Source organism: Chryseobacterium sp. 14P4.3.2, assembly GCF_057799275.1.
In genome coordinates this window covers 301162-327809 of record NZ_JBYOKO010000001.1, presented here as the reverse complement: position 1 = coordinate 327809, position 26648 = coordinate 301162, and the positions used below count along the sequence as shown (strand labels likewise).

Genomic DNA, 26648 nt, shown 5'->3' with positions numbered 1-26648 from the left:
TGTACATTCAACTCCTATAAACCAAAGATGTAAAAATCTATATTCTTGGGAAGATACTTATTTGTTAGATTCTCTTTTTTAAATACTTTGCCAACATTGTTTACACCAACAACAGTAAAAACTAATTTGATATCTAAACATATAGAGTAGAGAGTCATTTTCTTTGCTTTTAAAGGATCTAAAATGATACAACACGCATTATTTTGATCATTTACCCAGACCCATCCATATCTTTTAGCCTTATTGATAGAATAATCCATAAGTCGTAATATTAATGACATGTCATGCTTCCTCTTAAGAATATAATTAACAGATTTATTATTGATAAAAGCCCTGGCTAAAATTGATTTTAGGTGAAACCTCTCTGTCTCATTTAAATTTTTCATATTCTAGTGATGTATAAAGTAAAAAATTACATATTTAGTATCTTTCAAGAAAAAAAATACAAATACAAAATACTGACTAACAATATATTATACGCCATTATTTAAAGTTCTAAATTACATATATATTCTAATAATCTAAAAGAAAATCTAATCTTTTTTTCTCACTCTTGGACATTATCAGAATTTAAGAATGATTGCTAAAATGTAATAAATTACTGATTATCAAATGTTGAAAAAACCTGAGATAAACCCTGAGATAATCTAAGTGCTTTTTAAGTGCTTTTTTTTCCACAAAACTTGATTCAACCTCTTATGTTTGCTTCAGGTAAAAACACAAATGTTTATTTTTTGTATGTGCACAATACAAAGTATAAATATCGCTGATCAGCAAAAAACCCATGCCAGGGATTGTATGGCAAATAATTATTTATTAACTTATAAATTCAAAAAGATGAAAACATTAAATGTTTCGCAAATGGAAAATTTGCAAGGTGGCAGCATCCATCAGTGTAATATAACAGCTATTGTTGCTGGCGGAGTTGGTGCACTTATTCCTGCTATTGGTGTGGGTGCAGCAATTTGGGGTCTCGGTTGCTATCTTTATTCAATGTAATAATATATATATATTATGAAAAAGTTAGAGAATAAAAATATGGAGATCATCAAAGGAGGAAAACCGAAAGATTGTTGGAATACAGCAGTTGTTACAACTTTAATCAATCCTATTTTCGGTTATAACCTAGCGTGGTCGTGCTGGGTAGCATCTTGGTAATGTAAATTTTAATATTATGGCAGTTTCATTAATTAAAGAAAAAAGGAATTTAATAATTCTTGTATACATTCCTATTTTATACATGGCATATAACATGTCAGTATTATCTTTCAAGGCTTATACATTTTTTTTTATTGTAGGAATGTCATGTGTTTTAGCTATACATGTTAGTAAGAATACCAAATTTAAAGACATTCTGTTTTCACTTATTTGTGGGATTTCATTGTTTTTGGTTGGTTTTTTACTGTATGAAATGTAATTTTCATATTATATTTCTAGATTTTTATCGCCCTTTTAAACGGAAATAAAGTTTTACTTTTTAAATTAATATGATATTAACCAGAGAGGTGTAAAAACCTCTCTCTTAATATCAAAATACTCTGATTTACAGCACAACTTGGCTCTTCGCAATTCCGAAAAAATTACATTTTAAACTTTTTAATAAAAACACAAAAATAAAATTCATATTATATATGAGAAAGAATATTCATATCCTATAACTCGCATTTTGCTCAATTATGAGCATTTATTTATTATTTATCAGGAAACCTATTGAAACAGACAGGATTATCAGTTATTCTCTTTTTTTGCTTGTAGAGATATTAGGGTATAACAAATAACTGAAAAATAAGTTTTATTCCGAAAATTTATTTTTTAATATATCATTTTTAAACATTTTTGCCTGCTGAATTAACAGTTTGAAAAACTTTAAAATAAAAGAGCGTTCCAATTCTTTTTTTATAGTTTATGCTGCATCACGAATGTATACTTCATATACAAAACACACATAATCAACAACTTAAAAATCCTTATTTCCTACCCTTAGTAATTTAAGGATCAATTTAAGGGTAAAATCTTTTGAAACTTTTATCCGGCAACATAAGTTTGCTACAGATAAAACACAAATGTTTATTTTTTGTATGTGTACAGTACAAAGTATAAATAGGCTGATCAGCAAAAAGCCCATGTCAGGGTATGTATGACAAACAAATTATTTAACAACTACAAAAATTCAAAAAAATGAAAAAGTTAAACGTTTCGCAAATGGAAAATTTGCAAGGTAATGGAAAAGGAAGAGACTGCGCACTCATGAGTGCAGCAACACTTGTTGCTGGCGGGATAGGTGCTTTTATGGGCCCAGCAGGTGCTGCAATGGGATTGTGGACAGGAGCTATCGGTGCTATTTCAATGGGTTGTTTTTCATAATAACTTAAAATATACAAAATGAATAAGAAGGTATTAAGATATATTATATTTACTTTAATGGTTATTATTTCATTAGTGGTAGTAGTAAACTATTTTTATCCCTTTATAGATGAAGCAAAAAATAAGTATATCACAGTACTGGTTATATTTACAGGTATGCTTTTAACATTCTTAAATTACAAAAAAAATGACCAAACTAAATTTTGAACAATTAGAAAACATTCATGGACATGGAGTCGGAACCCCGTGTTACTTCTCATCAATGATGGCCGTAGGAGGTCTAATGACAATGAATTTTGCGCTCGCACATATAGGTTCCGCCCTATTTTATGGTTGTGTACGATATTTATAAGAAGAGTATTTTTCATCTAAAAAAGAAACTCAGATTGATATTTTTTTAGAGATCATAGAGCTCAACAGTATAAAAGAATCTGTTCAAAGTGATCTTTGAAAGAGATTGAATGTCATGCAATTGAAAAGTTTGCAAGGTTTCACAATTCGTTAAAAAAAATTGGACATTCATATTACCGGAAATATGATCGTAAATAAATAGATGAGCTGTTAAATAGAAGGTGTAAAAGCCTCTCTTTTTAAGTTAAGATCATATTGTTTACAAAACGTTCCATCTCTTCGCAATTATGCTGAATTAAATTTTTAATAAAAACACAGAAAATAAAATTTCTATTATTTATGATGAAAAATTTCTTCCTTTTCATAGGGATTGTCGTGTGCTATTGTTTGCTCACCTATCTCGATAAAACTTACATTACCACCAGCTCCAAAATATTTGACTTTCTCGCTAAGGACTATCCCAATGAGATGGTGCAGGACTATATGGATAATCAGAAAAAATGGTGGTGGCTTAGCTACACATTACTCCCATTTCTTATTGGAATAAAAGTTTTATTGGTGGCTTTCTGCCTCAATTTCATTAAGGTTCTGGATTTACCAGGTTTAGAGAACATACAATTTTCACAATTAATAAGTCTCGTTTTAATAGCAGAATATGTTTTTATTATAGCAGGAATCTACAAGTTTGTCAATTTCTATTGGATTGATACAGAATATACCATGGAAACCCTTCAAACCTACTATCCGATCTCTTTATTAAACATTAAAGAATATATTTCTACAGAAAAGTGGCTTGCTTATCCTTTACAATTGGCCAATCTGTTTGAGCTATTTTACTGGGGAATTCTTGCGTGGGGAATTTGGGAGCTTTCAGAACAAAAAATCAGTTTCCTAAAATCTTTAGCCTTAACAAGTCTAACCTATGGTATGGCTCTCCTGTTCTGGGCAGGGGTCGTTTCGTTTTTTATTTTAAATGCACAATATTAAAAGGATGAAGAAAAAAAAAATTTTAAAAGTACTAGCAGCTGTTATTCCCGTTTTGGCAATAGGACTGGTCGTCTATTTATTTTTAAATTTTCAGGAAAAAAAACAAAAAGCAGAGGCCCTGAAAGACATTCCCTCATTTCATCTTTCAACTATTGATGGAAACACTTTTACACAGGAAAATCTGGCACATGGTCAAACTAAAATCATTATATATTTCAGCCCCGGTTGTCATTTTTGCCATGCAGAGGCAAAAGAGTTATCTAAAAATAAACATACAGCTAAAGATATACAATGGATTTGGGTCGCCAGTGAACCTTTGAACGAGATTAAAGAGTTTGCTGCAAAATATAAGCTTGATCAACAGACTGATATTTTCTGGTGTCATGATGAAATGGCAATTCTTTATCAAAAATTAGCAATCAGTAGTGTTCCTTATTTCCTGATATATGATAAGAAGAATCATCTTATTAAAAGAAATCCAGGAGCTATAAAATTAGATAAACTCATAAACAGTTTTGATGAAAGAAAATAAACACATAAAAAAAACATTCTCCCTTCAAAAAGATTTAACAGATTGCGGTATTGGATGCCTGCAATCCTTAGTGCGATATTATGAAGGAGACATCTCACTGGAAATGCTCCGTGAAAAAAGCGGAACAGGTAAAACAGGAACTACACTTCTTGGGCTACATCAATGTGCCAATTCAATTGGCTTTTACGCACAGGGATGTGAGGCCGATACACAGGCATTAATAGAACACTCAGAACCCGCTATTTTACATACCGTTATCGATCAAAAATTTGAACATTATGTTATATGCTATTCTTATGATTCTACTGGAAATAATAAATTTCTTATCGGAGATCCTGCCAAAGGATTAGAATACTGGACGAGAGAATATCTGGAAAAAGTATGGCAGTCCAGAACCTGCCTCACCTTAAAACCCAATGATCAATTCCAGAAAAAGCAGAAAATTCAGAAAGATAAAAAAGCATGGTTTAGAAGCCTTATCAAAGAAGATCAGGAATCTATTTATTATATTATTATATTAGGATTCATTTTTACTCTATTAGGAATGTCCATGTCTGTTTTTTCACAAAAATTAATAGATGACATTTTACCTGAGAAAAAAATACAACTTCTTATATTAAGTATCTCTTTTCTTGGATTCCTGCTTCTGGCAAGAGTTATTATTCAGGCATTAAAAGAATTATATACCATAAGGCAGAACAAAGCTTTTAATGAACGAATCAATAAAAAATTTTATTCATCTTTACTCTATCTTCCGAAAGTATTTTTTGACAGCAGAAAAATTGGAGATTTTGTAGCAAGACTTAATGATACGCAGAGAATACAGGCTGTTATAAAACAATTAATAACCAATACAGCAGTAGATATTTTAGGCGTTCTCATTGCAATAAGCTTCCTTTTCTTCTATTCATGGAAAATTGCCTTAGTCTGTATTATTATTTCACCTGTTATTTTTTATATCATTTTTAGTTTCAATAAAAAAATTATTGTATCCCAAAGAAACATGATGCAGTCTTACAGTATCAATGAGGCTAATTATATAGATAGCATCAGAGGTATAGAAGTTATCAAAGGATTTTCTAAGCAGCAATTGTTTATAAAAAAAAATGAAACCATATTCGGATTTTTTCAGACAAAAATTTTTGAGTTGGGAAAGCTTAATTTAACCATCTCTCTTTATTCAGGATTGGTTTTAATTATTTTTCTATTACTTATTCTTAGCTATTCTTCTTACCATGTTTTAAACGGTGAAATAAAGCTTGGAGAATTAATGGCTATTATCGGAATTTCTGGCTCATTACTTACTTCAACTACTAATTTAGCATTAGTAATGATTCCGATACAGGAAGCAAAAGTAGCCTTTGACAGAATGTTTGAGTATTCTTCCCTGGAAAAAGAAAAGATAGAGGGGGGCAATATAACAGATATCCAATCTATTGATGTTAAAAATATTGACTTCAGATTTAATGGAAGAAAACGGTTACTGAATGGAGTTTCTTTTTCTTTACAAAAAGGCTCCATAACCGGCCTACTTGGAGAAAGCGGCAGTGGTAAAACAACATTAACTGAAGTTTTACAGAAGAATTATCTGCCTGAAAATGGCAAAATTATTATCAATGATAGTATAGATTTAAATGATATTTCCATAAACAGCTGGCGTAATATGATCGGTATTGTTCCACAAAACATCCAGTTATTCAATGGTACTATTTTAGAAAATATCATTCTTGATGAGAAGGTAAATGATGAGAAGTTAGAGAAATTGGGTATTCTGGGTTTTGACACATTTATTAATTCTTTGCCACAGGGCTTTTTAACATTAGCGGGAGAGGAGGGTATTAATTTATCCGGAGGCCAAAAACAATTAATAGGATGGATGAGAACGTTGTATCATGATCCCCTGTTTTTGATCTTAGACGAGCCTACCTCTTCTTTAGATAAAGACAACAGAAGATTTATTTACAAATTGATACAAAAATTAAAATCTGAAAAAGTCATTTTCATTGTCAGTCATTATCAGGAAGAATTAAAAGAAATTTCTGATAAAATACTGATACTGGATCAAACCTTTGTTTCAGAATTGAATTTTCAGCTATAAAGTACAGTATATTACAATTATAAAGAGGTGATTATAAGTAAACCCCGGAAAATTTTCCGGGGTTTACATTTATTGTAGTTCAATCGGGTTAGAATTTTTCTTAGCATCCTCTTTTACTCTCTCCTCCATTCTTTTTCTCATATCGGCAGGATTCTGATTTCCGCCACTGGCTCCTCTTCCACCTCCTATTCTCATTGGAGCAGAAACACCTCCCCCGCTTTGGCTCATGAATGACATTGGATCAGTTTTAAACTTATTCTGTTGCTTTAAAAAATCTGTTCTTTTTACTTTAAGCGTATTTCCAAATTGGTTTAATGTCGGAAGCTCAGCAATTTTAAAGTTCTTCATCAGATCAAAAGAATAATCTCCTTTATCATCTTCCACTTTTACAACAAGCCCCGGAAGCCCTCCGAATTTGTAAGGCCCATCCTGATAAGGAAGATCAGTCGTAAACCATGCAGTCCATTTTCTTCCTGCAAAATCCGTTTCAGCTTTCTGAACTTTATACTCTCCTATCTTTCTTGTCTCAGAAGAAATCTTCCAGTTTATTGGCCGGTCTTCTTCATAAGAATAAATATCTCTCCCTATTCTGTCTTTAAAATACGTTTTTTGATTCTTCTTATCTTTTTCAACAGTATAGTTGATGTTGGTTCTTAATCCTTCCATCTGATCTCTGTTGATGCTTCCTCTTCCTCCGCCTCCCTGAAATGCTTTTTGCATAATGGAGTCTCTCTTAATTCTGTTTTCAGAGTAGAAAACTGATTTTTCCGGAGAAATATCCAAATAGGCATTTTCTGTTTTGATATCCGTTTTATTTTCAGCATCCGGTTTCATGGTAACCTGATATACAAACCTGTTCGTTTGGGCGGAAATATTCTGTATAAAAATCGCAAGGGCGATAATTCCTATTTTTTTCATTTCTATTTTTTCTTTATTTAATTCAACTCAATCGGATTCTGGCTTATACCAGCTTTCATAGAACCGCCTCCCATGGTTGGACTTCCTCCCATCGGAATCCCTTCGCCACCCATTCCTCTGTACATTCCGCCACCGGAACGGCCTCCGCCTCTCATGCCTCCGCCTCCATTCATTCCTCCCTTATGTCTTCCTCCTCCCTGATTCATCATTTCAGCAGCATTTCCATTTCCAGAAGCAGTTTTCCTGTTTTTACCAAATTCCATTTCCAGAGCAGCTTTATCACCATGGAAATTAACTCTTGTACTTTGCTTCACATCAGAACTGATGGGTTCTTCAAATGCATTTTTTAGCACTATCTTTTTTACAAGATCAAATTTATAATCCCCGTTATCATCTTCCAGTTTAACGATCAGTCCAGGTAATCCGGAAAACTTATAGGGCCCGTCAGAAACTGCAATATCTTTCGTAAACCAGGCTGTCCAGGTTCGACCTCCAAAATTTGTAACTGCTTTTTGAGCAGCATATCCATTTTGTTTCTCGATATCTTTTGTAATTTCCCAACGGATGGGTCTGTCCTCCTGATAATAAATCTGTTTGCCCGCTGCACGGTCATAAAAATATATTTTTTGCTCAGGAATATTTTTGATGATAAAATATTCAAAAAAGGTGGGTTCATTATATTTCTTTCCCTCCAGTTTTGAAAATTCTTTCTCTTCTTTCTTATTATTTTCTTTTACTTCAGATTTAAAAGAGGTAAAAATAGAATCTCTCACCAGCTTATTTTCACTGATAAATAAGGAACGGTCATTTTTAACATCCAGGAAAGTCCGTTCACTTTTCATGGTCACCAAATTGATTGAATCCGGGTTGACCAAAGTTTCATAAATATATCTCGTAGTCTGTCCATAGGACATCACTGCTAGAAACAATACAAAAAAGCCAAGTAATTTTTGTTTCATTGCTTATTTTCTTTATAGATTAAAAAGATCATTTAAGGTTAAATCAAACCCAAAGATTCTCAGGTTGATGAGAGTAAAATTACACAATTCCGGAACGCATCTCGTTTTTAAAATTTCCTATTAAGATCAGAATCATTAAAATAGATAGCTTCGATTTGAGATTGCGGAAATTAGTTTGTACTTTTGCATCATTAAATCATTCTAAATAAATACAATGATAAAAGTATCAGACTATGCAAAGGAGAAAGCCATTCAGTTAATGACTGAAGATGGTTTTAACCCTGCTGAAGATTATATAAGAGTGGGAGTGAAAAGCGGCGGATGCTCTGGTTTAGAGTATGTTTTAAAGTTTGACAACCAAAAAACAGACACAGATCAGATTTTTGAAGATAATAACATTAAAATTATTATAGATAAAAAATCCATCCTTTATTTAGCAGGAACGACTCTTGAGTACTCAGGAGGATTGAACGGAAAAGGGTTTGTTTTTAATAACCCGAATGCATCCCGAACTTGTGGATGTGGAGAATCATTTAGTCTTTAGAGAAAAGACATTAGATACTAGAGAACAGACCTCAGGCTTAATTCTGAAATCTGAAATCTAAAATCTGAAATCTAAAAAATAATAATGAGTAAATATACTGAAGACGATTTAAGGGTCGATCTAGAAAATAAAAAATACGAATTCGGTTGGGAAACGAAGATAGATTATGAAGACTTCCCAATTGGTTTAAATGAGGATATCATCCGTGCCATCTCTGCTAAAAAAGAAGAGCCGGAATGGATGACTGAATGGCGTTTGGAATCTTTCAAAATCTGGCAGAAAATGGTGGAGCCTGACTGGGCTAATATCAAATATGAAAAACCAGATTTCCAGGCAATCCGTTACTACGCGGCTCCCAAGGTAAAACCTGAATTGGCCAGCCTTGATGAAGTAGATCCTGAGTTATTGAAAACTTTCGCAAAGCTAGGGATTAACATCGAAGAGCAGAAAAGACTTTCAGGAGTTGCTGTAGATATCGTAATGGACTCAATTTCTGTGAAAACAACTTTCCAGGATACACTGGCGGAAAAAGGAGTTATTTTCTGTTCAATTTCTGAGGCGATTAAAAATCACCCTGATCTGGTAAGAAAATATCTTGGAAAAGTAGTTCCAAGAGGGGATAACTTTTATGCAGCTTTAAATTCTGCAGTATTCTCTGACGGAAGTTTCTGCTACATTCCTAAGGGCGTAAGATGTCCGATGGAACTTTCCACTTACTTCCGTATCAACCAGGCGGGAACAGGGCAGTTTGAAAGAACACTTCTTGTGGCAGACGAAGGAAGCTATGTTTCTTACCTTGAAGGATGTACAGCACCATCAAGAGATGAAAACCAGCTTCATGCAGCTGTAGTAGAGCTTATTGCATTAGATGATGCAGAGATCAAATATTCAACGGTTCAGAACTGGTACCCAGGTAATGAAGAAGGAAAAGGAGGTGTATTCAACTTTGTAACGAAAAGAGGACTTTGCGAAAGAAATGCAAAAATCTCATGGACACAGGTGGAAACAGGATCTGCTGTAACATGGAAATACCCTTCTTGTATCTTGAAAGGTGATGGATCTATCGGAGAGTTCTACTCTATCGCGGTAACCAACAACCACCAATATGCAGATACCGGTACAAAAATGATCCACATTGGGAAAAATACCAAATCTACGATCATTTCAAAAGGTATTTCAGCAGGAAAATCCCAAAATTCATACAGAGGTCTGGTAAAAGTAATGCCTTCTGCAAAAGGAGCGAGAAACTTCTCCCAATGTGACTCTCTGTTAATGGGTAACGAATGTGGAGCCCACACGTTCCCTTATATTGAGATCAAAGATCCTACTGCACAATTGGAGCACGAGGCAACTACTTCAAAAATTGGAGAAGATCAGATTTTCTACTGCAACCAGAGAGGAATTGATACAGAAAGAGCAATTGCCCTTATTGTAAACGGATTCAGTAAAGAGGTTTTAAATAAACTTCCAATGGAATTTGCAATAGAAGCTCAGAAGTTATTGGAAATTTCATTAGAAGGATCAGTTGGATAGTCAATTGATAAAATATTCTCTATGAAAAAATTCTTACTGGCCTTTTTTGGATTAATTTTTCTGAGCTTTTCAGCTCAGGAAAAGACAGGATTTCAACTTTCAAGTCATATTCTTGATATTTCACAGGGACAACCTGCCGGAAGGGTAGAAATAGAACTGGAAAAATATAATGAAACTACTCAAAAGTGGGTTTCTATAGGTAAAAAGCAAACTGATAATAATGGCAGGGTTTCAGATTTTTTACCTTATCAAAAAGCCGGTAATAATGGGAAATACAAGCTTGTATTTTTCATAGAAGATTATTACAAACATAAAAATATAGAAAGCTTCTATCCATCAATTGAGGTAATATTCCGGATAAAAGACAACGAGCATTATCATGTTCCGATTACTTTATCACCTTTCGGATATTCCACATATAGGGGAAGCTAAACAATTATAAAAAGAAAAAGTTAGCAAGAATGTTACAAATTAAAGACCTTCACGCCAAAATTGAAGATGGCGCAGAAATATTAAAAGGGATTAATCTTGAAATAAAACCAGGTGAAGTTCACGCTATCATGGGGCCAAACGGAGCTGGTAAATCTACCCTTTCTTCTGTAATCGCTGGAAAAGAGGATTACGAAGTGACTGGCGGAGAGATTCTTTTCGAAGGAGAAAACATCATTGAGGACGCTCCTGAAGACAGAGCTCATAAAGGGATCTTCCTTTCTTTCCAGTATCCAGTGGAAATTCCGGGAGTTTCTGTAACGAACTTTATCAAAGCTGCTTTAAATGAAACAAGAAAAGCAAACGGATTAGGAGAAATGCCGGCAAAAGAGATGCTTGCAATGATCCGTGACAAATCTGAAAAATTAGGAATCAAGAAAGATTTCCTTTCAAGATCATTGAACGAGGGATTCTCAGGAGGTGAAAAGAAAAGAAATGAGATCTTCCAGATGATGATGCTTAATCCTAAGTTGGCAATTCTTGATGAAACAGATTCAGGATTAGATATTGATGCATTAAGAATCGTTGCAGATGGTGTAAACCACTTTAAAAATGAAGGAAATGCAGTTCTTTTGATTACCCACTATCAGAGATTGCTTAACTATATTCAACCTGACTTCGTTCACGTTTTAGCAGATGGAAAAATCATCAAAACAGGTGACAAATCTTTAGCGTTAGAACTTGAAGAGAAAGGTTACGACTGGCTGCTTAACTAAGGAGAAAATCGATTATTTCGGAGATTAAAATTTTCGCCGTCATTCTATGAAGAATAGTAAAACATAGAATCTCTATTGTTAAAAATTGATTCAGTTTTCCTCGGAATGACAATATTTTAGTTCAAATAAAAAGAAAAAATGGTGCAAACCACAGATATACCAGTAATGGCATTAAAAGAACAAATTATAGAGAACCATAATGAATTTTTGGAGAGTCTTCGTCACAGATTTCTGGATGATGATAGAAAAGCAGCTCTTCAAAGGTTTGAAAGCCTTGGTTTTCCAACAAAAAAAGACGAAGAATATAAATATACCAATCTAAAGGAGATCTCGGAAAAAAGCTACAACTTCTTCCCGAAAGAAAGCCACAATCTTACGAAAGAGCAGTTTGATGAACTGCATCTGGGAGAGGAGAATTTTGATTGGATTGTTTTCATAAACGGTAAGCTTCACAAAGAGCTATCAAAAGTTTCAATTGAAAATGTAGAGTTCCTTTCATTCAACTATGCATTGAATGATGATAAGCATAAAGAAGTTTTTGAAAAATATTTCAACAGCATTGCTGTTCAGGATCAGGCTTTCACGAACTTAAACCTTGCTTACTGTAAATACGGTTTCTTTTTGAAGGTTCCTAAAAATGTAGTGATTGAAAAGCCGATCCACATTTTCTATATTTCTCAAAATCAGGAAGAAAACACCTTCTACAATACAAGAAACTTATTGATCGTAGAAGAAGGAGCAAAAGTAGAAGTCATTGAAAGCCATCACAATTTTGACAGTACTTATGTATTGACAAACTCGGTGACGGAAATCTTCACCTCTCCAAATGCAAAAGCAGACTGGCATAAACTTCAGAATGATAATAATACATCATATCTTATTGACAGCACTTTTGCCAAGCAGGAGAGAGATAGCTTAACAACTGTAAACACGTTCTCTTTCGGAGGTAAACTGGTAAGAAATAACCTGGATTTTATCCATAATGGTTCAAACATTAATTCTTTTATGAACGGAATTACCATTATTGGAAAAGATCAGCTGGTAGACCACCATACAGCTGTTCACCATAAATTCCCTAACTGTGAAAGTTATCAGAACTACAAAGGTATTTTTGACGGGAATGCACACGGAGTTTTCAACGGAAAAGTTTTTGTTGATAAAATTGCTCAGAAAACAAATGCTTATCAGCAGAACAACAATGTATTGCTGAGCGAAGGAGCCAGTATTGACACAAAACCTCAGTTGGAGATCTTTGCTGATGACGTAAAATGTTCTCACGGATGTACAGTAGGCCAGCTGAATGAAGATGCCTTGTTCTATCTGAGAGCAAGAGGAATCTCTAAAAAAGAAGCTCAGGCATTGCTTTTATATGCTTTTGCAAATGACGCTATGCAAAATATCGACATAGAGCCTCTAAAAGAAAAAATTTCAAAGCTATTGGCTGAGAAACTGCAAGTAGATATAGAATTTTAAGATTTATATATTTGATAATAAAAAAGCACTTTCTTTTGGAAAGTGCTTTTTATTATGTTTTTTTTCCGGCTTATTTCTTTAACCAGTTTTGATTGTCTTTGTTCTCAGAACGTTTCTTTCCATTGTCAATATTATAGGCAAAGCCGACTCCCAATGTCTGTTTCAGCTGAGTTTTCCAAATCTGATTATGGTCATAGAGTAGGTCCAGTGTAATATTGGAAGAAATATACTTATTGATTTTCATATTTAAGATAGCACCGTAGGCAAGAACCAATCTATCCGGATGATCCAGATAATTTGAAAATACAGACGCTGTATTGGTCAGGTTAATATTTTCCATGATTTTGATCTTATACATAGCCGTTCCCAGAAAACCGAACTGGAAAAGAGAAGAATCACCATCATTTTTAAGACCATAGGTTCCCGCTGTCTGAAGATCCTTATCCAGAACAAAAGTCCACCTTGCGTTAGCCGGACGTAAAGTCACTGTCAAATTATCATTAGGTCGGTAAGTAACACCAGCACCTACATTTAGATATCCCGGAGCAAAGAAATTGGAGATCTTTTTTGCATCAGGATTATTACCATCCTCATATCCTGGCGCAAACTGAGTCTGAAGACCCATTCCAGCTGAGATATACCAATTTTTAGCAAATTCTCTACCATAGTTGGTCGAAAGATTGATAACATCCTGGGTTTTTCTTACACCAGTACCCTGGGTATTATTTTGCCCATAGCCCATAATAATAATATTTTCCCAAAGATCTTTACCTCTTTCATAAGTAAGGTTGTAATTGACACCGGCAAGCCATCCTACGTTGTTGGCTCCCCCTCCTACCCAATTTGAAAAGGCAGCCTGGTTAAGCATTAATGTATTTTGTCCCTGAATAGACCATGCTTTTATGGTATCTGTTTTAGTTTCCTGTGCAGTGGCTAACGCCCCCAAGAGAACAGGAGCGATTAATAAAAGTTTTTTCATATTTAACGATTTATTACAAATGTATAAATAATAATTCACCCTCAAATAAAATTCACCATAAATTGAATTTAACACATATAAAATAAACCTGATAACACAATGACATTAAAATACTTATACATTTATACAAACACCAACAACGTAATCCAACTAAAAAAAACACTCCATTAAAACAAAAAAGCACTCCATTTCGGAAGTGCTTCTCTTTTAAATTCTATATCTGATTTATTTCTTAATCCACCATTGGCTGTCTTTACGTTCAGAACGTTTTACACCATTCGCCAATGTATAGGCAAAACCAACTCCCAGCGTTTGTTTTAACTGAGTTTTTTCAATCTGGTTATGATCATACAATAAATCAAGTGTTATATTGGATGAAATATATTTATTGACTTTAAGGTTTAAGATAGCACCGTAGGCAAGAACCAATCTATCCGGATGATCCAGATAATTTGAAAAGACAGATGCGGTATTCATCAGGTAAATATCCTGCATAATTTTCAATTTATAAGCTGCTGTTCCCAGAAAACCGAACTGCAGTAAAGAGGTATCGCCATCACTTTTCAGACCATAGCTACCTGCCAGCTGAAGGCTTTTATCCAGCACAAAGGTCCATCTGGCGTTGGTAGGACGTAAGGTAACAGTAAGATCATCATTTGGTCTGTAGGTAATACCCATACCGACATTCAGATAACCCGGAGCCATAAAACTTGAGATTTTCTTTGCTTCAGGGTTGTTCCCATCCTCATATCCCGGAGCGAACTGAGACTGAAAGCCAACCCCCGTAGAGAAATACCAGCTCTTCAAAAATTTCCGCCCGTAGTTGGTTGATACATTGATTACATCCTGGGTTTTTCTTATTCCCTGTCCTTTGGTATCGTTCTGTCCGTAGCCCATCACAATAATATTCTCCCAGAGGTCTTTGTCTTTTTCATATGTCAGGTTGTAATTGATACCGGCAAGCCATCCTACGTTGTTGGCTCCTCCTCCTACCCAATTCGAAAAGGCTGCCTGATTGATCATTAAGGTGTTTTTCCCCAGTACCGACCAATATTTTATGGTGTCTACTACTACGGAATCTTTTTTTAATTCTTGTTGGGCACTTACATACATCCCCGTAAAAAAGGAAAGAATCAATAAAAACTTCTTCATTACTCTAAATAATTTTCAATGCAAAAATATTAATATAATTTTTTTTAAAGGTAAATTTACCTTTAAAGAGTATATTTTTCTCTGATTTTAAGTACTAAATAATATGATATCATAATAAAATCAGTGCCAAAATAATAAGTTTAAACGTTAAAATTGATACTTTTTGTCTTAAAATCAGTTCAGTAGGGAAAATTCATCGACAAATTTTCCGAAATTTATCATTGGCTTTTGATTTGACGTAGAACCTTCATGTTTAAAAATGTAATTTCCAAAAGAGCGATTATATACCCCCTGCTGATGCTTTCTGCAATGTGGCTCGGGTATTTTTTACAAACTCTGGGCTTTTTTGCAAGTTGCTTTGGAGCCATTATTCCTCTGCTCCCAGAAGGGTTGCTTGGTATTATAACATCTCCCCTTTTACACGGAAATATTGATCATATTATAGGTAACTCCATTCCAATTGCTGCTCTCATGTTTCTGCTTTATCAATTCTACCCTGTGGTGGCCAATAAGGTTTTTATTATTGGCTGGCTGGCTACCGGACTTTTGGTTTGGCTACTTCCTCCTGTTGATATCCTTACCGGTGAATATATGTATACCTGTACCATTGGTGCGAGTGGTGTAGTATATGTTCTTGCTTTTTTCCTTTTCTTCAGTGGGGTATTCAAATGGAACACAAAACTTCTTACCATATCCATGTTAGTTGTTCTCTATTATGGAAGTTTGATTTGGGGAATGCTTCCTGAGGAGCTATTTTATAATATGGAAGAGCCAAGTAAAATTTCATGGCAGGCACACCTCTCCGGAGCTGTAGTAGGCAGTATTATAGCTTTTGCGTTTAAAAATGTTGGAGAGAAAAAGAAAAAATATATTTGGGAATTCCCTAATTATTATAGTGAAAAAGACGATAAACTGTGGCAGGAATATAAGGAAAATCACCCTGAAGATTTCTTAGAACTTCCTTACAAAAAAAGAGATGATATCTGGGATCATTTGGATGAATTAAGGAAAAAGTAAAGACTTATTTCATTACATTTGAAAAAAAACACACATGATCTCCGAAGAATACCTATACGCAATAGCTCTCCGCGAGTGCAGCCAGATTGGTGACATCAATTTCCATAAACTTGTCCGTACTTTTGGAAGTGCCCAGGAAGCATGGAAGAGTGCAAAGAAAGAATATAAAAAACTGGAGGGAATGGGCCCCAAAACCGTTTCAGATATCGGAAATCAGGATTATTTGAAATTCGCAGAAGAAGAACTGAAATTTTGCGAAAAGAATAATATCATTGTCAGATTGAGATATCTGAACGAAATCCCACAACTTCTTAAAGAATGCGCCGACGCTCCGGCCGTACTCTACCAAAAAGGACATCTTGATGATTCACTGCAAAAAGTAAGCATTGTGGGTACGAGAAATATGACGGTGTATGGTAAAAAGTTTATTGAAGACTTTTTTGAAACCTCCCAGTCTTATCACTATATATCGGTAAGCGGTCTGGCACTCGGAATAGACAAAGAAGTCCATGAGCAGTCCATCCGAAATGGAAAACCTACAATAGCCGTTCTTGCTCATGGTTTTCAGTTTTTATATCCGGCAAAAAACAGAAACCTTTCAGAAAAGATTCTTCAGGAAGGAGGGGCATTACTTACGGAGTTCAGCTCTTCCAGAAAACCTGATCGGGAAAATTTTATTCAGCGAAACAGAATTGTGGCGGGAATCTCTCCTGCAACTATAGTAGTGGAAACCGGTTTTGGTGGCGGATCTGTAAGTACGGCAGCCTTTGCCAATGACTATAATCGGGATGTTTTTGCTCTTCCCGGGAAAATTACTGATCCTTACAGCCAAGGTTGTAATCAGTTGATTTTCCATAATAAAGCAACCGCTATTTCAACCATAAAAGATCTTCTCAGCACCCTTGGCTTTAACAAAGATCAGGGAAAAATAGAAGAGCTTTTCCCACATAGTGAAACTATAATACAATTAACTGAAAATCAAAATATAATATATCAGTTTATAAAAGAAAATCCACGAATTTCTCTGGACGATCTTGCCCACACAATTTCAATTCCTTCCCACAAAATATTACCGATTATTTTAGAATTAGAACTTTTCGGGAAAGTAAAATCATTTTCCGGGAGGCAATTTATTGCAATTTAAGAATTAATGATTTCTTAATATTGCATTATTTCACAGATAACATTTCATTTTTAACAAAATTTGCACACTAATTATCAATTTAATAATATTATGACACATTTTTATTTAATTTTCAACAATGTTAAAATAGAGTATTGTGAATCTTGAAAAAAAAATTAAATTTGTTGACAATAATATTCAACCTTAATATATGGAACAATATAATATTGACCAGAAAATCCAAGAGTTTATTGCAAAAATTGAAGCAAAAAATCCTAACGAACCGGAGTTCTTACAGGCTGTAAAAGAAGTTGCCGTAACTGTAATTCCATTCATTGCTACCAAAAAAGAATATACCGGAATGAAGCTGCTTGAAAGAATGGCTGAAGCTGAAAGAATTATTATTTTCAGAGTTCCATGGGTTGATGATAAAGGAGAGATTCAGGTTAACAGAGGGTTTAGAATTCAAATGAACTCTGCTATTGGTCCTTACAAAGGAGGAATCCGCTTCCATCCTACTGTAAACTTATCTGTTCTTAAGTTCCTAGCTTTCGAGCAGGTATTCAAAAACTCTTTAACAACGCTTCCAATGGGAGGAGGTAAAGGAGGTTCAGATTTTGATCCACAAGGAAAATCTGATATGGAAGTAATGCGTTTCTGCCAGGCTTTCATGACAGAACTATGCAAGCATATTGGTCCTGAAACGGATGTACCTGCAGGAGATATTGGTGTAGGAGCAAGAGAGATCGGATACCTTTTCGGACAATATAAGAAAATCAGAAACGAATTTACCGGAGTTCTTACAGGAAAAGGACTTGCTTACGGAGGTTCATTGATCCGTCCTGAAGCTACAGGATACGGTGTTGTATATTTCGCTGAGCAGATGCTTAAAACGATTGGTGAGAACTTCCAAGGAAAAACAGTAACAGTATCAGGCTTCGGAAACGTGGCTTGGGGAGTTATCAAAAAAGCAACTGAGCTTGGGGCAAAAGTTGTAACCCTTTCTGGTCCTGATGGATACATCTATGACAAAGATGGTATCAGCGGAGAAAAGATTGATTATTTATTAGAACTTAGAGCCTCAGGAAACAACAGAGCTGAGGACTATGCTAAAAAATATCCATCTGCTGAATTCCATGCAGGAAAACGTCCTTGGGAAGTGAAGTGTGATGTAGCATTCCCATCTGCGACGCAGAACGAATTAGATTTAGATGATGCAAGAAAATTAGTTGAAAACGGATGTGTGTGTGTAACTGAAGCTGCAAATATGCCTTCTACACTAGATGCAATCAACTATTTCTTAGACAATAAAGTATTATTCTCTCCTGGTAAAGCTTCCAATGCTGGAGGTGTTGCAACATCAGGATTAGAGATGACTCAAAACTCTATCCGTCTTAACTGGACTTCTGAAGAGGTAGACGCAAGATTAAAGGAAATCATGATTGGTATCCATAAAGCTTGTAGAGACTACGGAAAAGACGAAGACGGTTATGTAAACTACGTAAAGGGCGCAAATATTGCCGGCTTCGTAAAAGTAGCAGAAGCAATGTTGGCTCAAGGAGTTGTGTAACAAAAAATAACAAAGGTTGGGAAAAACTCCCGACCTTTTTTCATACAGCCTGTTCCCGGGATAATGGGAAAAAAGTAAAAAGTGAAAGGAGAAAGTGCTGCATATTGCAGCACTTTTTTTTTTTATGAGTATGAAAAATACTTTTTCCAATATTAATGAGTATATCCTTCTGTTTCCAATAGAGGTACAGAAAAAACTTACTGAATTGCGCGAATTCATTCATTCTATACATCCGCAACTGGAAGAATATATTGGATATCAGATGCCTGCTTTTAGATATACAGGAAAACCTTTGATTTATTTTGCAGGATACAAAAAACATATCGGCTTTTATCCCGGAGCGGAAGGAATCAAGAATTTTGAAAAAAATTTTGAAGAAAGAAAATACAAATACTCTAAAGGTGCAGTACAGTTTCCAATGGACGAGGACTTTCCTTTAGATCTGGTTGATGAAATTGTACAATTCAGGATAAAAGAAATTGACCAAAAAAAATCCTGAAATACAAGATTTCAGGACTCCGACTAGCGTCTATTACGGTACTATCACTTTTTCTTTTTAGATTTCTTTTCTTCTTTTGCAGCATCAGCAGGCTTTGCAGCTTCTATTGTGGCAGCCGGACTTGCTGCCGTATCTACTGTAGTTGTATTTCTCTGCGGTTTGTTGGGATCCGAAGTATTGTTTGTCTTCGAAACCGGTTGCCGTGTTTGGTTTGTCGATGGATTATTTGCAGGGTTTTCTGCTGGTTTCGTTTGTTCTGTCTGTGCTGACACCGCGACTATTCCTGCTAATGTAAACGCTGCCGTTAAAAATAACTTTTTCATGATGTAATATTTTAAATGATTGTTTAACTAAAACGAGAGGTCATTTAAAAAATTATGCATAACTATTCTATTTAACGAACTTTATAAATATTTAAGAGGATTTTACAAAAAATAATTTAGACAGAAAAAAATCAAATAAAAGAAAAAGTCTTCCTTATCTATAAAATCTGGCTTTTAAAATAGCCTGAAAGAGATCTATTTCCCTACATTCTTCATCATTCGTTCTACAAATTCAAAAGCTGCAGGACAGATCACTGTATTTTTAAGCATCAAATTATTAATCTGATAGATCTTCTTACGATCAGTATGAGGATATTCTCTACAGGCTTTGGGCCTTACTTCATAGATAGAGCAGGTATTATCGGTATTCAGGAAAAAGCAAGGCAAATTTTGGAGTACTTTATCATTATCTTCATCTACTCTTAAAAATTTGGCTTCGAAATCAGCCTGCTTCATTCGAAGATGTTTAGCAATTCGTTCAATATCTTTCTCAGTATAGAGCGGACCTGTTGTCTTACAGCAGTTAGCACATTGTAAACAGTCTATTTTTTCAAAAACTTCTTCATGGGTTTCCTGCACTGCATAATCAAGATTCTTCGGTGGTTTCTTTTTCAGTCCGTCCAGAAATTTTTTATGATCTTTTTGTTTTTGTAAAGCCTGTTTTTTATAAAAATCTAAATTCATTTATTCTTTATTTCTCACCCAAGGTGGTAACTCTTCTTTTTGATAGTCATTAATTTTATCCAGATCCAAAACGGTGGTTAGATTATCTTTATTGGGATAGTACATCGGAACAAACCTGGCCCCGTAAATAATTTCTCCCGTCACATAAGACGACCTCTGAACAACGGTATTTGAAAAGACTTCGTCAAATGCGCGAACCTGAACAATGAGCTCAAAATCCGTATTTTTAAAATCATCCTCAGAAAACCCGTAAAATGGTGAATTTTCATCAATTTTATGAACAACAGTCCAATTAAGTGCCAAGGTATTAATCTTACCCAGATGGGTTTCCAGTCTGTAGAAGTTACTTTTGGCAGCACCATTTTCTATCACTTCAATGGCTGCTGAGAGAATAACATCAGCATCAGTAAGCGCATTATTTTTATAAGGAGCCAGCCTAAACATCAATGCTGAAGCCCCATGAAAAGGCGCAATAACTGCTATATCAGAAAACCTCAGATAAGCTCTCGGTCTCGAAAATCTCCCGTAAAAAAGACCGGTAGCAATTGCAAAGGTAAGCAATCCTAAAAAAGCTTCAAAAGTAGCAACCAGGCTTGCCAAAAATCCTACCGGAGCAATTCTCCCATATCCAACAGTGGTAAACGTCTGGGAACTGAAGAAAAACACATCAATAAACTCATTAAGCGGATCACTTTTATCAATTCCCGTCAAATGCCCTACTCCAATAAGATAATAGATCAGAGCAAAAAGAATATTGATCAGAATGTAGGCAATTACCAGATAGGAAATAAACTGAAATGAAGATAGATTCAGCATAGTATGATACCAGCTGAGCCTGTTGAAGACATTCACTCCTCTTCGCTGAACATTCGGAAGGCCGTCTTTATTGATGAATCTTCCGGATGCACTGCTTCCGAATCCGCTGTTTTCAGAATTTATCTGACGGATTTTTTTTCTGAATCCTCGTGTCATAATGATCTCATTTGTTTGTGAACAGTTTAGCCTACGATAGCAAATTCTCTCTTCCGTGGATTTGCTTTTTTCTGTTTCCTTTGCAAAGATAAAATATTGTTTTCATGAATTTTATCAATTGAATCATTTGATTTTTAATTTGAATTTGAAGTACATTTGAAGTATGAAAAAACTCGAATCAAGAGAAGACATTGAGTACCTTGTCAACTCATTTTATGCAAAAGTTGTAAAGGATGAGACTATTGGATTCTTTTTTAATGATATTGCTAAAGTAGATTGGGACAAACATCTTCCTAAAATGTATTCTTTCTGGGAATCTATTCTTTTTGGACAAATGACTTATAAAGGAAATCCTATGGGAGTACATTTTCCCATCAATGAAATAGAAGCAATGGAACAGAAACACTTCGATAAGTGGCTGGAACTCTGGAGAACCGCTATTGAAGAAAATTTTGCAGGAGAAAATGCAGATATGGCTATTTACAAATCTGAGAATATTGCAAAATTAATGGCTTTCAAAATGGAACTGGCCAGAAGACTTTAACATCTACCCTATTCATGTTTATTTTTTTGATCTTGTCTTTTTACGTTTCTTAAGGAACGATGACAGTGAAAATATAGGCTGCTAAATTCACCAGAAGAACGGTTCCGTAAAGGACATTTGTTTTTCCTCTGCTCAGTGACAGCATTACAATAAATACGGACAGAGAAAGAAGAATCACATCTTTTTTATCTAATCCCAGCACCAATGGGATATCATACAAAATACATACAGCTGAAACCGCAGGGATTGTAAGCCCGATACTTGCCAGCGCTGAACCTAATGCGAGGTTTAAGCTGGATTGGATCTGATTGCTTCTTGCAGCCCGTATAGCAGCCACTCCTTCCGGAAGAAGAACAACAGCCGCAATGATTACTCCCACCAGGGATTTGGGAGCTCCCACGCTCTGCACCATCCCTTCAATTGTATTGGACAGTCCTTTTGCCATAAGAACTACTATTACCAGGCAGATTACCAGAAAGCCAAAACTGATAAGGGTTTTAGTGAGTGATGGAATATAATGTTCTTCCGGATGCTCATCCGGAACGATGAAATAACTTCTGTGACGTACCGTCTGCACCATCAGAAAAATCCCATAGATGACAAGACATGCAATTGATATAAAGATAAGCTGCGCTTCGTTATAAAAAGGGCCGTTAACGCTTGATGTGAAATTGGGAAGAACAAGGGTAAGTACCAGAATAGAAACAATACTTACAAGATAAGTGGTAGCGGAAGTTCTAGCAAAAAACTGCTCGTGATATTTAACACCACCCACTAGAATACAGATTCCCAAAATCCCGTTGAGAATAAGCATTACAGCGGCAAAAACCGTGTCTCTGGCCAGCGTGATCGCCTGATCTCCGCCGGCAACCATCAGTGAGATGATTAACGCGACTTCTATGATTGTAATACAAAGAGCCAGGATAATAGTTCCGAAAGGCTCTCCTACTTTATGAGCCACCACTTCCGCATGATGCACTGCCGATAAAACGCTTCCAATGAGTAAAATACCAGCGATGATATCGTAAATAACCCCTGCTCCCATCAACCCTGAAAAGTAGTATCCTACCGCAAGGAGAGGAAAAATATAAGTATAGTGTAAAAATTCTTTTGGCTTCATATAGTGACTACAAAATACAAAAAATCTATAATATTTTCATTATCAAAAGAAAATATTAATGTTATTTTAATGAGGCCAGAAGTTAAAGTCCTGAAAATCCGTCAACATATGAAAAAGGAGCCCAATTCCTATAATTCTGATATTACCCTTAAAGAACAGCATTAAAAAGTACACCGCAATAGCATAATAAGAATGCAGAAAATGAAAACCAACACTCCCTCTCGACGGATCAAAAATAGGATTGGCAAAAAGATGGTCCAGATCTACAAGCATTGTTGCCAATAGAATAAGATACACTTTCTTCCAATTTTGAGGATAGAAAATAAGTGCAATAAAGACCGGAAAAACAAAATGCAAAAAATAGTGCGTGATTGTTTTAAGCAGCATAACTTCTGACGGAGCCATTAATACGTATTCATTTTTAAGGATTAAATAATTTTTACCATCTTAAAAGCAAGGGCAGCTCCCCTTTTTTCGCTTTTATTATCAACGAGTGATCCCTTGTTTTATTTCTATACAAGAGATAATCAATGTCTGAAAGAATTCTTTTTTCTTCTCCGCTTAGCATTTTCAGTGAAGAAAGCAATAAAGCAATGTTTCTGATAAAAATATAATTTTCTTTGGTTTCAGATGACAGAGATATTGATTTTTTCGTAGACTGTATAACAGCGCCCACCTCATTTTTGATGACAGTATTGGGTTGAAAAGGAATAGCTGTAAACTCATTCTTTTCATTCACCCATTTTTTAGCCTGAAAATATTCCCATGTTTTTTCAGGAGCCAGACTCTGAAGAGCAATGATATAATCAGGCTGAATAATCTTTTGAACCGATTTTTTTTCAATTTCATTAAAGTTATCATCATACCCATAGCTGATAATGGTATCATTGACCTGTTCAAGATCTACACGTGCCTTAACGTAATTGATATGCGAAGAATCTGCATTACCTTTATTGAAAAACCGGGTGTATTTTTTTATATTATCCGCATCCAGCTCCATTTCCAGAAAATGGGTTCCGTTTTGAAACCTTGAAACAAAAGCGTTTGAAATCTCAGGTTTTGAATTGTTCTTGATTTTAATTTCATCGTCTTTGAGCTCAATAGAAAAATTCTGAAATTTTTGTCCTGAAATAAAAGAAACACTTCCTAAAGTCCCATCAATAAAAAGTTCTGCATCCCTGTCATATTTTCCGGGAGCTACAAAAAGCTGCTGACCTATTGATTCAAAAGCTTTATCTGAAGTCCCCACAATAAAGTGTCCTTTTTCAACTCTGAGATAAATCTGATCTTTCTGAAAATGACCTTTCCCTTTATCGGTAAATTGACGGGATTTCAAAAATGTGATAAACTTCTGCTGGTCTTTCAGCTCCATAATGGCATACCACTCTGAAAATCCGGAATCTTTAATATGGAATATCTGCAAAAAATCCGGAATTCTGATTCCTGAATCTTTGAGAGAAGCTGAATGTTTATCATTGGTCTTACCTCCCGACCAATGAGAAGGATGCGTCACCAAACTGAATATATATTGCCTCGTTAATTTTTTTACATCAACCAAAACTACCACATCTGCGCTTTCAGGTATATACCGCAGGTTTTTATCTTTATGGAAAAACACAAAGTATATGGCAGCAGCAACGAATGACAGAATTAACGGGGCAATAATTTTCTTTTTGCTCATTTATAATATCTGAGGTTTCTTTTCTGACTCTTTGTTTTTAAAAATCTCGTTAAACAGATCGAAGAAATACATCAGGCTATTTTCAGAGGAACCTTTGATATTATAATTCATTTCAGTCTGAATGCTTTCCCCTTTTACCTCTGTCTTATAATACATTTCTCCTATGTTTTTTCTTAGAAAATCAAAAGTCTTTCTCTGTGAAGGGCTCTTGAATTCCTTATCCAGACCAGCCAGAAGCTTCTGCAGATCCAACCTTCCGGATAAAGGATATTTGGAAGAGTCTTTTGCCCATTTTTTTGATGCATCAGACTGAGCGGCAGGCAGAATATTTTCCGTAGAGCTCATCAGATAAACGATGCCGTCTTTTACTGTAAAGAATAACTGATCAAGATATCCGTCTGATTTCTCGTCCTTGAATACATAAAAATCTCCTTTTTTCGAGAATTTCTTAGCTAGTTTTTTATTTGTAGTCAACAGGTTAAAGATCCGTTTCCAGTATCCTTCATTCTCCGTTGCAAAAGCAAAAGTAAAGTTCGGAACTGCAATATCTTTCGTTTTCTTTACCTCTTTTTCGTTGAAGTCAGCATCATATTCATAATCTGTGTAGTCTACTTTCCTGGATTTCAATTCGTTTAATACAAAAATACCGTTGCCCGGAGCTATTTTAGCGATGGATTCTTCATCCAGAACGATTTTCATGGTTTCCATGATCAGCTCCATCTCTTTTTTATATTCACTTTCTCCTGAATCCTGAAGAAGGCTGTACATCAGGTCAAAAGATTTTCCTCCATTGACATTAACAGCATAGTACCCAATGCTTTTGTCATTGATAAGCTCCAGCAGTTTTTTATTTTTCTTTCCTTTATAAATAGAAGATATATTTTTCTGAATTTCAGCATTTTTGTGCTGATAATTATTCACAAGTCTTACTTTATCTTTATCAAAATACAGATTGTAAGCAGTCCTGGAATTGTACATATTCTGAAAGACCTGTCCAAAGTCATAGCGCTTCATCATTTTGCCATAGATTCCATCGTTAACTATTCTTCCATAGTCTGTATAAATAAAAACATCAGAATCAGCATCTCTGAAGGTCTGCATTTCTTTAGAAGCCTCAATATTCAGATTTGAATTGAAATACACATCAAAATGTGCTTCCGCCTCTTTTTTAACGATCTTGAAATTTTCCCTGCGGATAGAATCCTGCTCTTTTTGGTAGGCTTTATCAGCTTCCGCTTCATCATAGTCTGCCCCTTCTTCTTGCTGTTCAGGACTTTCCGGCTGTTCTTTTTCTTTAGGGTACTGATGATGTTTTTGCAGGTATTTGATATCCTTCTGGATTCTTGCTATTTCCAGATTGTTATCTTTAATGCTTTCTTTAAGGTATTTAACATCTTCCTTCAGGCTCTTTATTTCTTCTTTATAATCAAAAGGCTTGTCCGGCTCTTCAGCATAAGTACTGTCTGAGGTATCTATAGCAACGCTATCTATTGCTACAGCAGCAGCACTGTCCACAACAGCTTCTTCTTTCCACAGATCTTTATAAGGTTTCGTATAGCTTATGAAGCTAAGAACAGCTCGGCTTTCGTTCCATGCAACAAAGACATCGTCATCTATATCAACGTAAGAATACTTGTTTTTTTTAGAAATTTCCAATCCTTTTTTCTTGACAGAATTGATGAATTCCTGAAACTTTTCTTTGTTATCAATGATAAAATGAGTGTTATACGTCTTAATGGAGTCATTAAAGCTTGCATAGTGATACTGAACAGCATCGTATTTGATTCCTGTCTTAGAATAGTCAGTCCAGGAGAGCTTTTCTTTACTCTTTTTGCTCAGCTCGTGCAACAAAGGATTCAGTTTCTCCCAGTTTATTTTATTATTGAGCTGCTTCCCGTTGACTTCCATATAAAATACGGCATCATTGGGGATTTTCATGCTATTTTGGGCAAAAACCAGAGTAAAGCCAAACAGTAATAAAATCGTTTTTTGTGTTTTTAATAAGATAGATTTCATGATT

The 26648-nt window shown here is 35.0% G+C and carries 28 protein-coding genes; 16 read left to right on the top strand and 12 right to left on the bottom strand.

All coding sequences use genetic code 11. The annotated features are described in order from the left end of the window. Positions 1-14: 14 nt before the first annotated feature. Positions 15-386, bottom strand: coding sequence for a hypothetical protein (locus AC27VX_RS01550; RefSeq protein WP_488693526.1), 372 nt, complete (start codon positions 384-386; stop codon positions 15-17). Positions 387-738: 352 nt separating this feature from the next. On the opposite strand from AC27VX_RS01550, the gene AC27VX_RS01545 reads away from it, so the two are divergent. From AC27VX_RS01545 to AC27VX_RS01520, 6 genes are all read left to right on the top strand, one after another. Next, positions 739-999, top strand: a complete 261-nt coding sequence (locus AC27VX_RS01545) for a hypothetical protein (RefSeq protein ID WP_300684922.1) — start codon at positions 739-741, stop codon at positions 997-999. 15 nt (positions 1000-1014) lie between these two features. Next, entirely contained in the window at positions 1015-1158 is a 144-nt protein-coding gene (locus AC27VX_RS01540) for a hypothetical protein (protein WP_488693524.1), read from the top strand. 1044 nt (positions 1159-2202) lie between these two features. After that, on the top strand, positions 2203-2364 hold the full coding sequence (locus tag AC27VX_RS01535; RefSeq protein ID WP_488693522.1) for a hypothetical protein: 162 nt from the start codon (positions 2203-2205) through the stop codon (positions 2362-2364). Between the two features lie 690 nt (positions 2365-3054). Beyond that, positions 3055-3702 (top strand): hypothetical protein, encoded by a 648-nt coding sequence (locus tag AC27VX_RS01530; RefSeq protein WP_488693520.1) that lies wholly within the window; start codon positions 3055-3057, stop codon positions 3700-3702. Between the two features lie 4 nt (positions 3703-3706). Then, positions 3707-4234 (top strand): TlpA family protein disulfide reductase, encoded by a 528-nt coding sequence (locus AC27VX_RS01525; protein ID WP_488693518.1) that lies wholly within the window; start codon positions 3707-3709, stop codon positions 4232-4234. After that, on the top strand, positions 4221-6332 hold the full coding sequence (locus tag AC27VX_RS01520) for a peptidase domain-containing ABC transporter (RefSeq protein ID WP_488693516.1): 2112 nt from the start codon (positions 4221-4223) through the stop codon (positions 6330-6332). The genes AC27VX_RS01525 and AC27VX_RS01520 overlap by 14 nt, the downstream gene beginning before the upstream one ends. A gap of 69 nt (positions 6333-6401) precedes the next feature. On the opposite strand, the gene AC27VX_RS01515 is transcribed toward AC27VX_RS01520, so the two are convergent. Then, positions 6402-7250: a GLPGLI family protein gene (locus tag AC27VX_RS01515; protein WP_488693514.1), complete on the bottom strand. Its 849-nt coding sequence runs from the start codon at positions 7248-7250 to the stop codon at positions 6402-6404. 17 nt (positions 7251-7267) lie between these two features. After that, positions 7268-8209: a GLPGLI family protein gene (locus AC27VX_RS01510; protein WP_488693512.1), complete on the bottom strand. Its 942-nt coding sequence runs from the start codon at positions 8207-8209 to the stop codon at positions 7268-7270. Between the two features lie 214 nt (positions 8210-8423). Between AC27VX_RS01510 and AC27VX_RS01505 the strand changes: the two genes are divergently transcribed. The 5 genes from AC27VX_RS01505 to sufD all read left to right on the top strand — a co-directional run bounded on the left by AC27VX_RS01505 (position 8424) and on the right by sufD (position 12964). Further along, entirely contained in the window at positions 8424-8753 is a 330-nt protein-coding gene (locus AC27VX_RS01505; RefSeq protein ID WP_027372006.1) for a HesB/IscA family protein, read from the top strand. 84 nt (positions 8754-8837) lie between these two features. Then, complete coding sequence (gene sufB / locus AC27VX_RS01500; protein WP_236856838.1) at positions 8838-10286, top strand: Fe-S cluster assembly protein SufB; 1449 nt, start codon at positions 8838-8840, stop codon at positions 10284-10286. A 21-nt stretch (positions 10287-10307) separates the two neighbouring features. Beyond that, a complete protein-coding gene (gene uraH, locus AC27VX_RS01495; RefSeq protein ID WP_236856837.1) occupies positions 10308-10718 on the top strand; it encodes a hydroxyisourate hydrolase in 411 nt (136 codons plus the stop codon). A 29-nt stretch (positions 10719-10747) separates the two neighbouring features. Then, on the top strand, positions 10748-11491 hold the full coding sequence (sufC, locus tag AC27VX_RS01490; protein WP_236856836.1) for a Fe-S cluster assembly ATPase SufC: 744 nt from the start codon (positions 10748-10750) through the stop codon (positions 11489-11491). A 165-nt stretch (positions 11492-11656) separates the two neighbouring features. Beyond that, on the top strand, positions 11657-12964 hold the full coding sequence (gene sufD / locus AC27VX_RS01485) for a Fe-S cluster assembly protein SufD (RefSeq protein WP_488693868.1): 1308 nt from the start codon (positions 11657-11659) through the stop codon (positions 12962-12964). Between the two features lie 70 nt (positions 12965-13034). Here the strand turns inward: sufD and AC27VX_RS01480 are convergent, their stop codons facing one another. Both AC27VX_RS01480 and AC27VX_RS01475 read right to left on the bottom strand, forming a co-directional pair. After that, a complete protein-coding gene (locus AC27VX_RS01480) occupies positions 13035-13943 on the bottom strand; it encodes a DUF3078 domain-containing protein (protein WP_236856835.1) in 909 nt (302 codons plus the stop codon). Between the two features lie 225 nt (positions 13944-14168). After that, a complete protein-coding gene (locus AC27VX_RS01475; protein ID WP_236856834.1) occupies positions 14169-15095 on the bottom strand; it encodes a DUF3078 domain-containing protein in 927 nt (308 codons plus the stop codon). Positions 15096-15344: 249 nt separating this feature from the next. Here AC27VX_RS01475 and AC27VX_RS01470 point away from each other — a divergent pair, with 249 nt between their 5' ends. From AC27VX_RS01470 to AC27VX_RS01455, 4 genes are all read left to right on the top strand, one after another. Continuing rightward, positions 15345-16112: a rhomboid family intramembrane serine protease gene (locus AC27VX_RS01470; RefSeq protein WP_236856833.1), complete on the top strand. Its 768-nt coding sequence runs from the start codon at positions 15345-15347 to the stop codon at positions 16110-16112. Positions 16113-16146: 34 nt separating this feature from the next. After that, positions 16147-17256, top strand: a complete 1110-nt coding sequence (gene dprA / locus AC27VX_RS01465; protein WP_236856832.1) for a DNA-processing protein DprA — start codon at positions 16147-16149, stop codon at positions 17254-17256. A 190-nt stretch (positions 17257-17446) separates the two neighbouring features. After that, complete coding sequence (gene gdhA, locus AC27VX_RS01460; protein WP_300687920.1) at positions 17447-18805, top strand: NADP-specific glutamate dehydrogenase; 1359 nt, start codon at positions 17447-17449, stop codon at positions 18803-18805. Between the two features lie 130 nt (positions 18806-18935). Then, positions 18936-19304 (top strand): iron chaperone, encoded by a 369-nt coding sequence (locus AC27VX_RS01455; RefSeq protein WP_236856830.1) that lies wholly within the window; start codon positions 18936-18938, stop codon positions 19302-19304. Positions 19305-19348: 44 nt separating this feature from the next. Here AC27VX_RS01455 and AC27VX_RS01450 read toward each other — a convergent pair whose 3' ends face one another. From AC27VX_RS01450 to AC27VX_RS01440, 3 genes are all read right to left on the bottom strand, one after another. After that, entirely contained in the window at positions 19349-19627 is a 279-nt protein-coding gene (locus AC27VX_RS01450; protein WP_236856829.1) for a hypothetical protein, read from the bottom strand. 195 nt (positions 19628-19822) lie between these two features. Further along, positions 19823-20311, bottom strand: coding sequence for a YkgJ family cysteine cluster protein (locus AC27VX_RS01445; RefSeq protein WP_236856828.1), 489 nt, complete (start codon positions 20309-20311; stop codon positions 19823-19825). After that, a complete protein-coding gene (locus tag AC27VX_RS01440; RefSeq protein ID WP_488693506.1) occupies positions 20312-21283 on the bottom strand; it encodes an ion channel in 972 nt (323 codons plus the stop codon). Between the two features lie 163 nt (positions 21284-21446). Between AC27VX_RS01440 and AC27VX_RS01435 the strand changes: the two genes are divergently transcribed. Next, entirely contained in the window at positions 21447-21827 is a 381-nt protein-coding gene (locus AC27VX_RS01435) for a group III truncated hemoglobin (protein WP_236856826.1), read from the top strand. A gap of 49 nt (positions 21828-21876) precedes the next feature. On the opposite strand, the gene AC27VX_RS01430 is transcribed toward AC27VX_RS01435, so the two are convergent. The 4 genes from AC27VX_RS01430 to AC27VX_RS01415 form a co-directional block, all read right to left on the bottom strand. Then, entirely contained in the window at positions 21877-22947 is a 1071-nt protein-coding gene (locus tag AC27VX_RS01430) for a calcium:cation antiporter (protein ID WP_236856825.1), read from the bottom strand. A gap of 66 nt (positions 22948-23013) precedes the next feature. After that, on the bottom strand, positions 23014-23352 hold the full coding sequence (locus tag AC27VX_RS01425) for a DUF6122 family protein (RefSeq protein WP_236856824.1): 339 nt from the start codon (positions 23350-23352) through the stop codon (positions 23014-23016). A gap of 34 nt (positions 23353-23386) precedes the next feature. Further along, positions 23387-24628: a hypothetical protein gene (locus AC27VX_RS01420; RefSeq protein ID WP_488693503.1), complete on the bottom strand. Its 1242-nt coding sequence runs from the start codon at positions 24626-24628 to the stop codon at positions 23387-23389. Next, positions 24629-26644 carry a hypothetical protein gene (locus AC27VX_RS01415; RefSeq protein WP_488693501.1) on the bottom strand — a complete coding sequence of 672 codons (2016 nt, stop codon included), beginning with the start codon at positions 26642-26644 and terminating at the stop codon, positions 24629-24631. It abuts the gene before it with no gap. Positions 26645-26648: the final 4 nt, after the last annotated feature.

Bases quoted from the DNA above. Each gene is read 5' to 3' on its own strand.
- AC27VX_RS01550 (WP_488693526.1), bottom strand. From the start codon at position 386: ATGAAAAATTTAAATGAGACAGAGAGGTTTCACCTAAAATCAATTTTA.
- AC27VX_RS01545 (WP_300684922.1), top strand. From the start codon at position 739: ATGTGCACAATACAAAGTATAAATATCGCTGATCAGCAAAAAACCCAT.
- AC27VX_RS01540 (WP_488693524.1), top strand. From the start codon at position 1,015: ATGAAAAAGTTAGAGAATAAAAATATGGAGATCATCAAAGGAGGAAAA.
- AC27VX_RS01535 (WP_488693522.1), top strand. From the start codon at position 2,203: ATGGAAAATTTGCAAGGTAATGGAAAAGGAAGAGACTGCGCACTCATG.
- AC27VX_RS01530 (WP_488693520.1), top strand. From the start codon at position 3,055: ATGATGAAAAATTTCTTCCTTTTCATAGGGATTGTCGTGTGCTATTGT.
- AC27VX_RS01525 (WP_488693518.1), top strand. From the start codon at position 3,707: ATGAAGAAAAAAAAAATTTTAAAAGTACTAGCAGCTGTTATTCCCGTT.
- AC27VX_RS01520 (WP_488693516.1), top strand. From the start codon at position 4,221: ATGAAAGAAAATAAACACATAAAAAAAACATTCTCCCTTCAAAAAGAT.
- AC27VX_RS01515 (WP_488693514.1), bottom strand. From the start codon at position 7,250: ATGAAAAAAATAGGAATTATCGCCCTTGCGATTTTTATACAGAATATT.
- AC27VX_RS01510 (WP_488693512.1), bottom strand. From the start codon at position 8,209: ATGAAACAAAAATTACTTGGCTTTTTTGTATTGTTTCTAGCAGTGATG.
- AC27VX_RS01505 (WP_027372006.1), top strand. From the start codon at position 8,424: ATGATAAAAGTATCAGACTATGCAAAGGAGAAAGCCATTCAGTTAATG.
- sufB (WP_236856838.1), top strand. From the start codon at position 8,838: ATGAGTAAATATACTGAAGACGATTTAAGGGTCGATCTAGAAAATAAA.
- uraH (WP_236856837.1), top strand. From the start codon at position 10,308: ATGAAAAAATTCTTACTGGCCTTTTTTGGATTAATTTTTCTGAGCTTT.
- sufC (WP_236856836.1), top strand. From the start codon at position 10,748: ATGTTACAAATTAAAGACCTTCACGCCAAAATTGAAGATGGCGCAGAA.
- sufD (WP_488693868.1), top strand. From the start codon at position 11,657: ATGGCATTAAAAGAACAAATTATAGAGAACCATAATGAATTTTTGGAG.
- AC27VX_RS01480 (WP_236856835.1), bottom strand. From the start codon at position 13,943: ATGAAAAAACTTTTATTAATCGCTCCTGTTCTCTTGGGGGCGTTAGCC.
- AC27VX_RS01475 (WP_236856834.1), bottom strand. From the start codon at position 15,095: ATGAAGAAGTTTTTATTGATTCTTTCCTTTTTTACGGGGATGTATGTA.
- AC27VX_RS01470 (WP_236856833.1), top strand. From the start codon at position 15,345: ATGTTTAAAAATGTAATTTCCAAAAGAGCGATTATATACCCCCTGCTG.
- dprA (WP_236856832.1), top strand. From the start codon at position 16,147: ATGATCTCCGAAGAATACCTATACGCAATAGCTCTCCGCGAGTGCAGC.
- gdhA (WP_300687920.1), top strand. From the start codon at position 17,447: ATGGAACAATATAATATTGACCAGAAAATCCAAGAGTTTATTGCAAAA.
- AC27VX_RS01455 (WP_236856830.1), top strand. From the start codon at position 18,936: ATGAAAAATACTTTTTCCAATATTAATGAGTATATCCTTCTGTTTCCA.
- AC27VX_RS01450 (WP_236856829.1), bottom strand. From the start codon at position 19,627: ATGAAAAAGTTATTTTTAACGGCAGCGTTTACATTAGCAGGAATAGTC.
- AC27VX_RS01445 (WP_236856828.1), bottom strand. From the start codon at position 20,311: ATGAATTTAGATTTTTATAAAAAACAGGCTTTACAAAAACAAAAAGAT.
- AC27VX_RS01440 (WP_488693506.1), bottom strand. From the start codon at position 21,283: ATGACACGAGGATTCAGAAAAAAAATCCGTCAGATAAATTCTGAAAAC.
- AC27VX_RS01435 (WP_236856826.1), top strand. From the start codon at position 21,447: ATGAAAAAACTCGAATCAAGAGAAGACATTGAGTACCTTGTCAACTCA.
- AC27VX_RS01430 (WP_236856825.1), bottom strand. From the start codon at position 22,947: ATGAAGCCAAAAGAATTTTTACACTATACTTATATTTTTCCTCTCCTT.
- AC27VX_RS01425 (WP_236856824.1), bottom strand. From the start codon at position 23,352: ATGGCTCCGTCAGAAGTTATGCTGCTTAAAACAATCACGCACTATTTT.
- AC27VX_RS01420 (WP_488693503.1), bottom strand. From the start codon at position 24,628: ATGAGCAAAAAGAAAATTATTGCCCCGTTAATTCTGTCATTCGTTGCT.
- AC27VX_RS01415 (WP_488693501.1), bottom strand. From the start codon at position 26,644: ATGAAATCTATCTTATTAAAAACACAAAAAACGATTTTATTACTGTTT.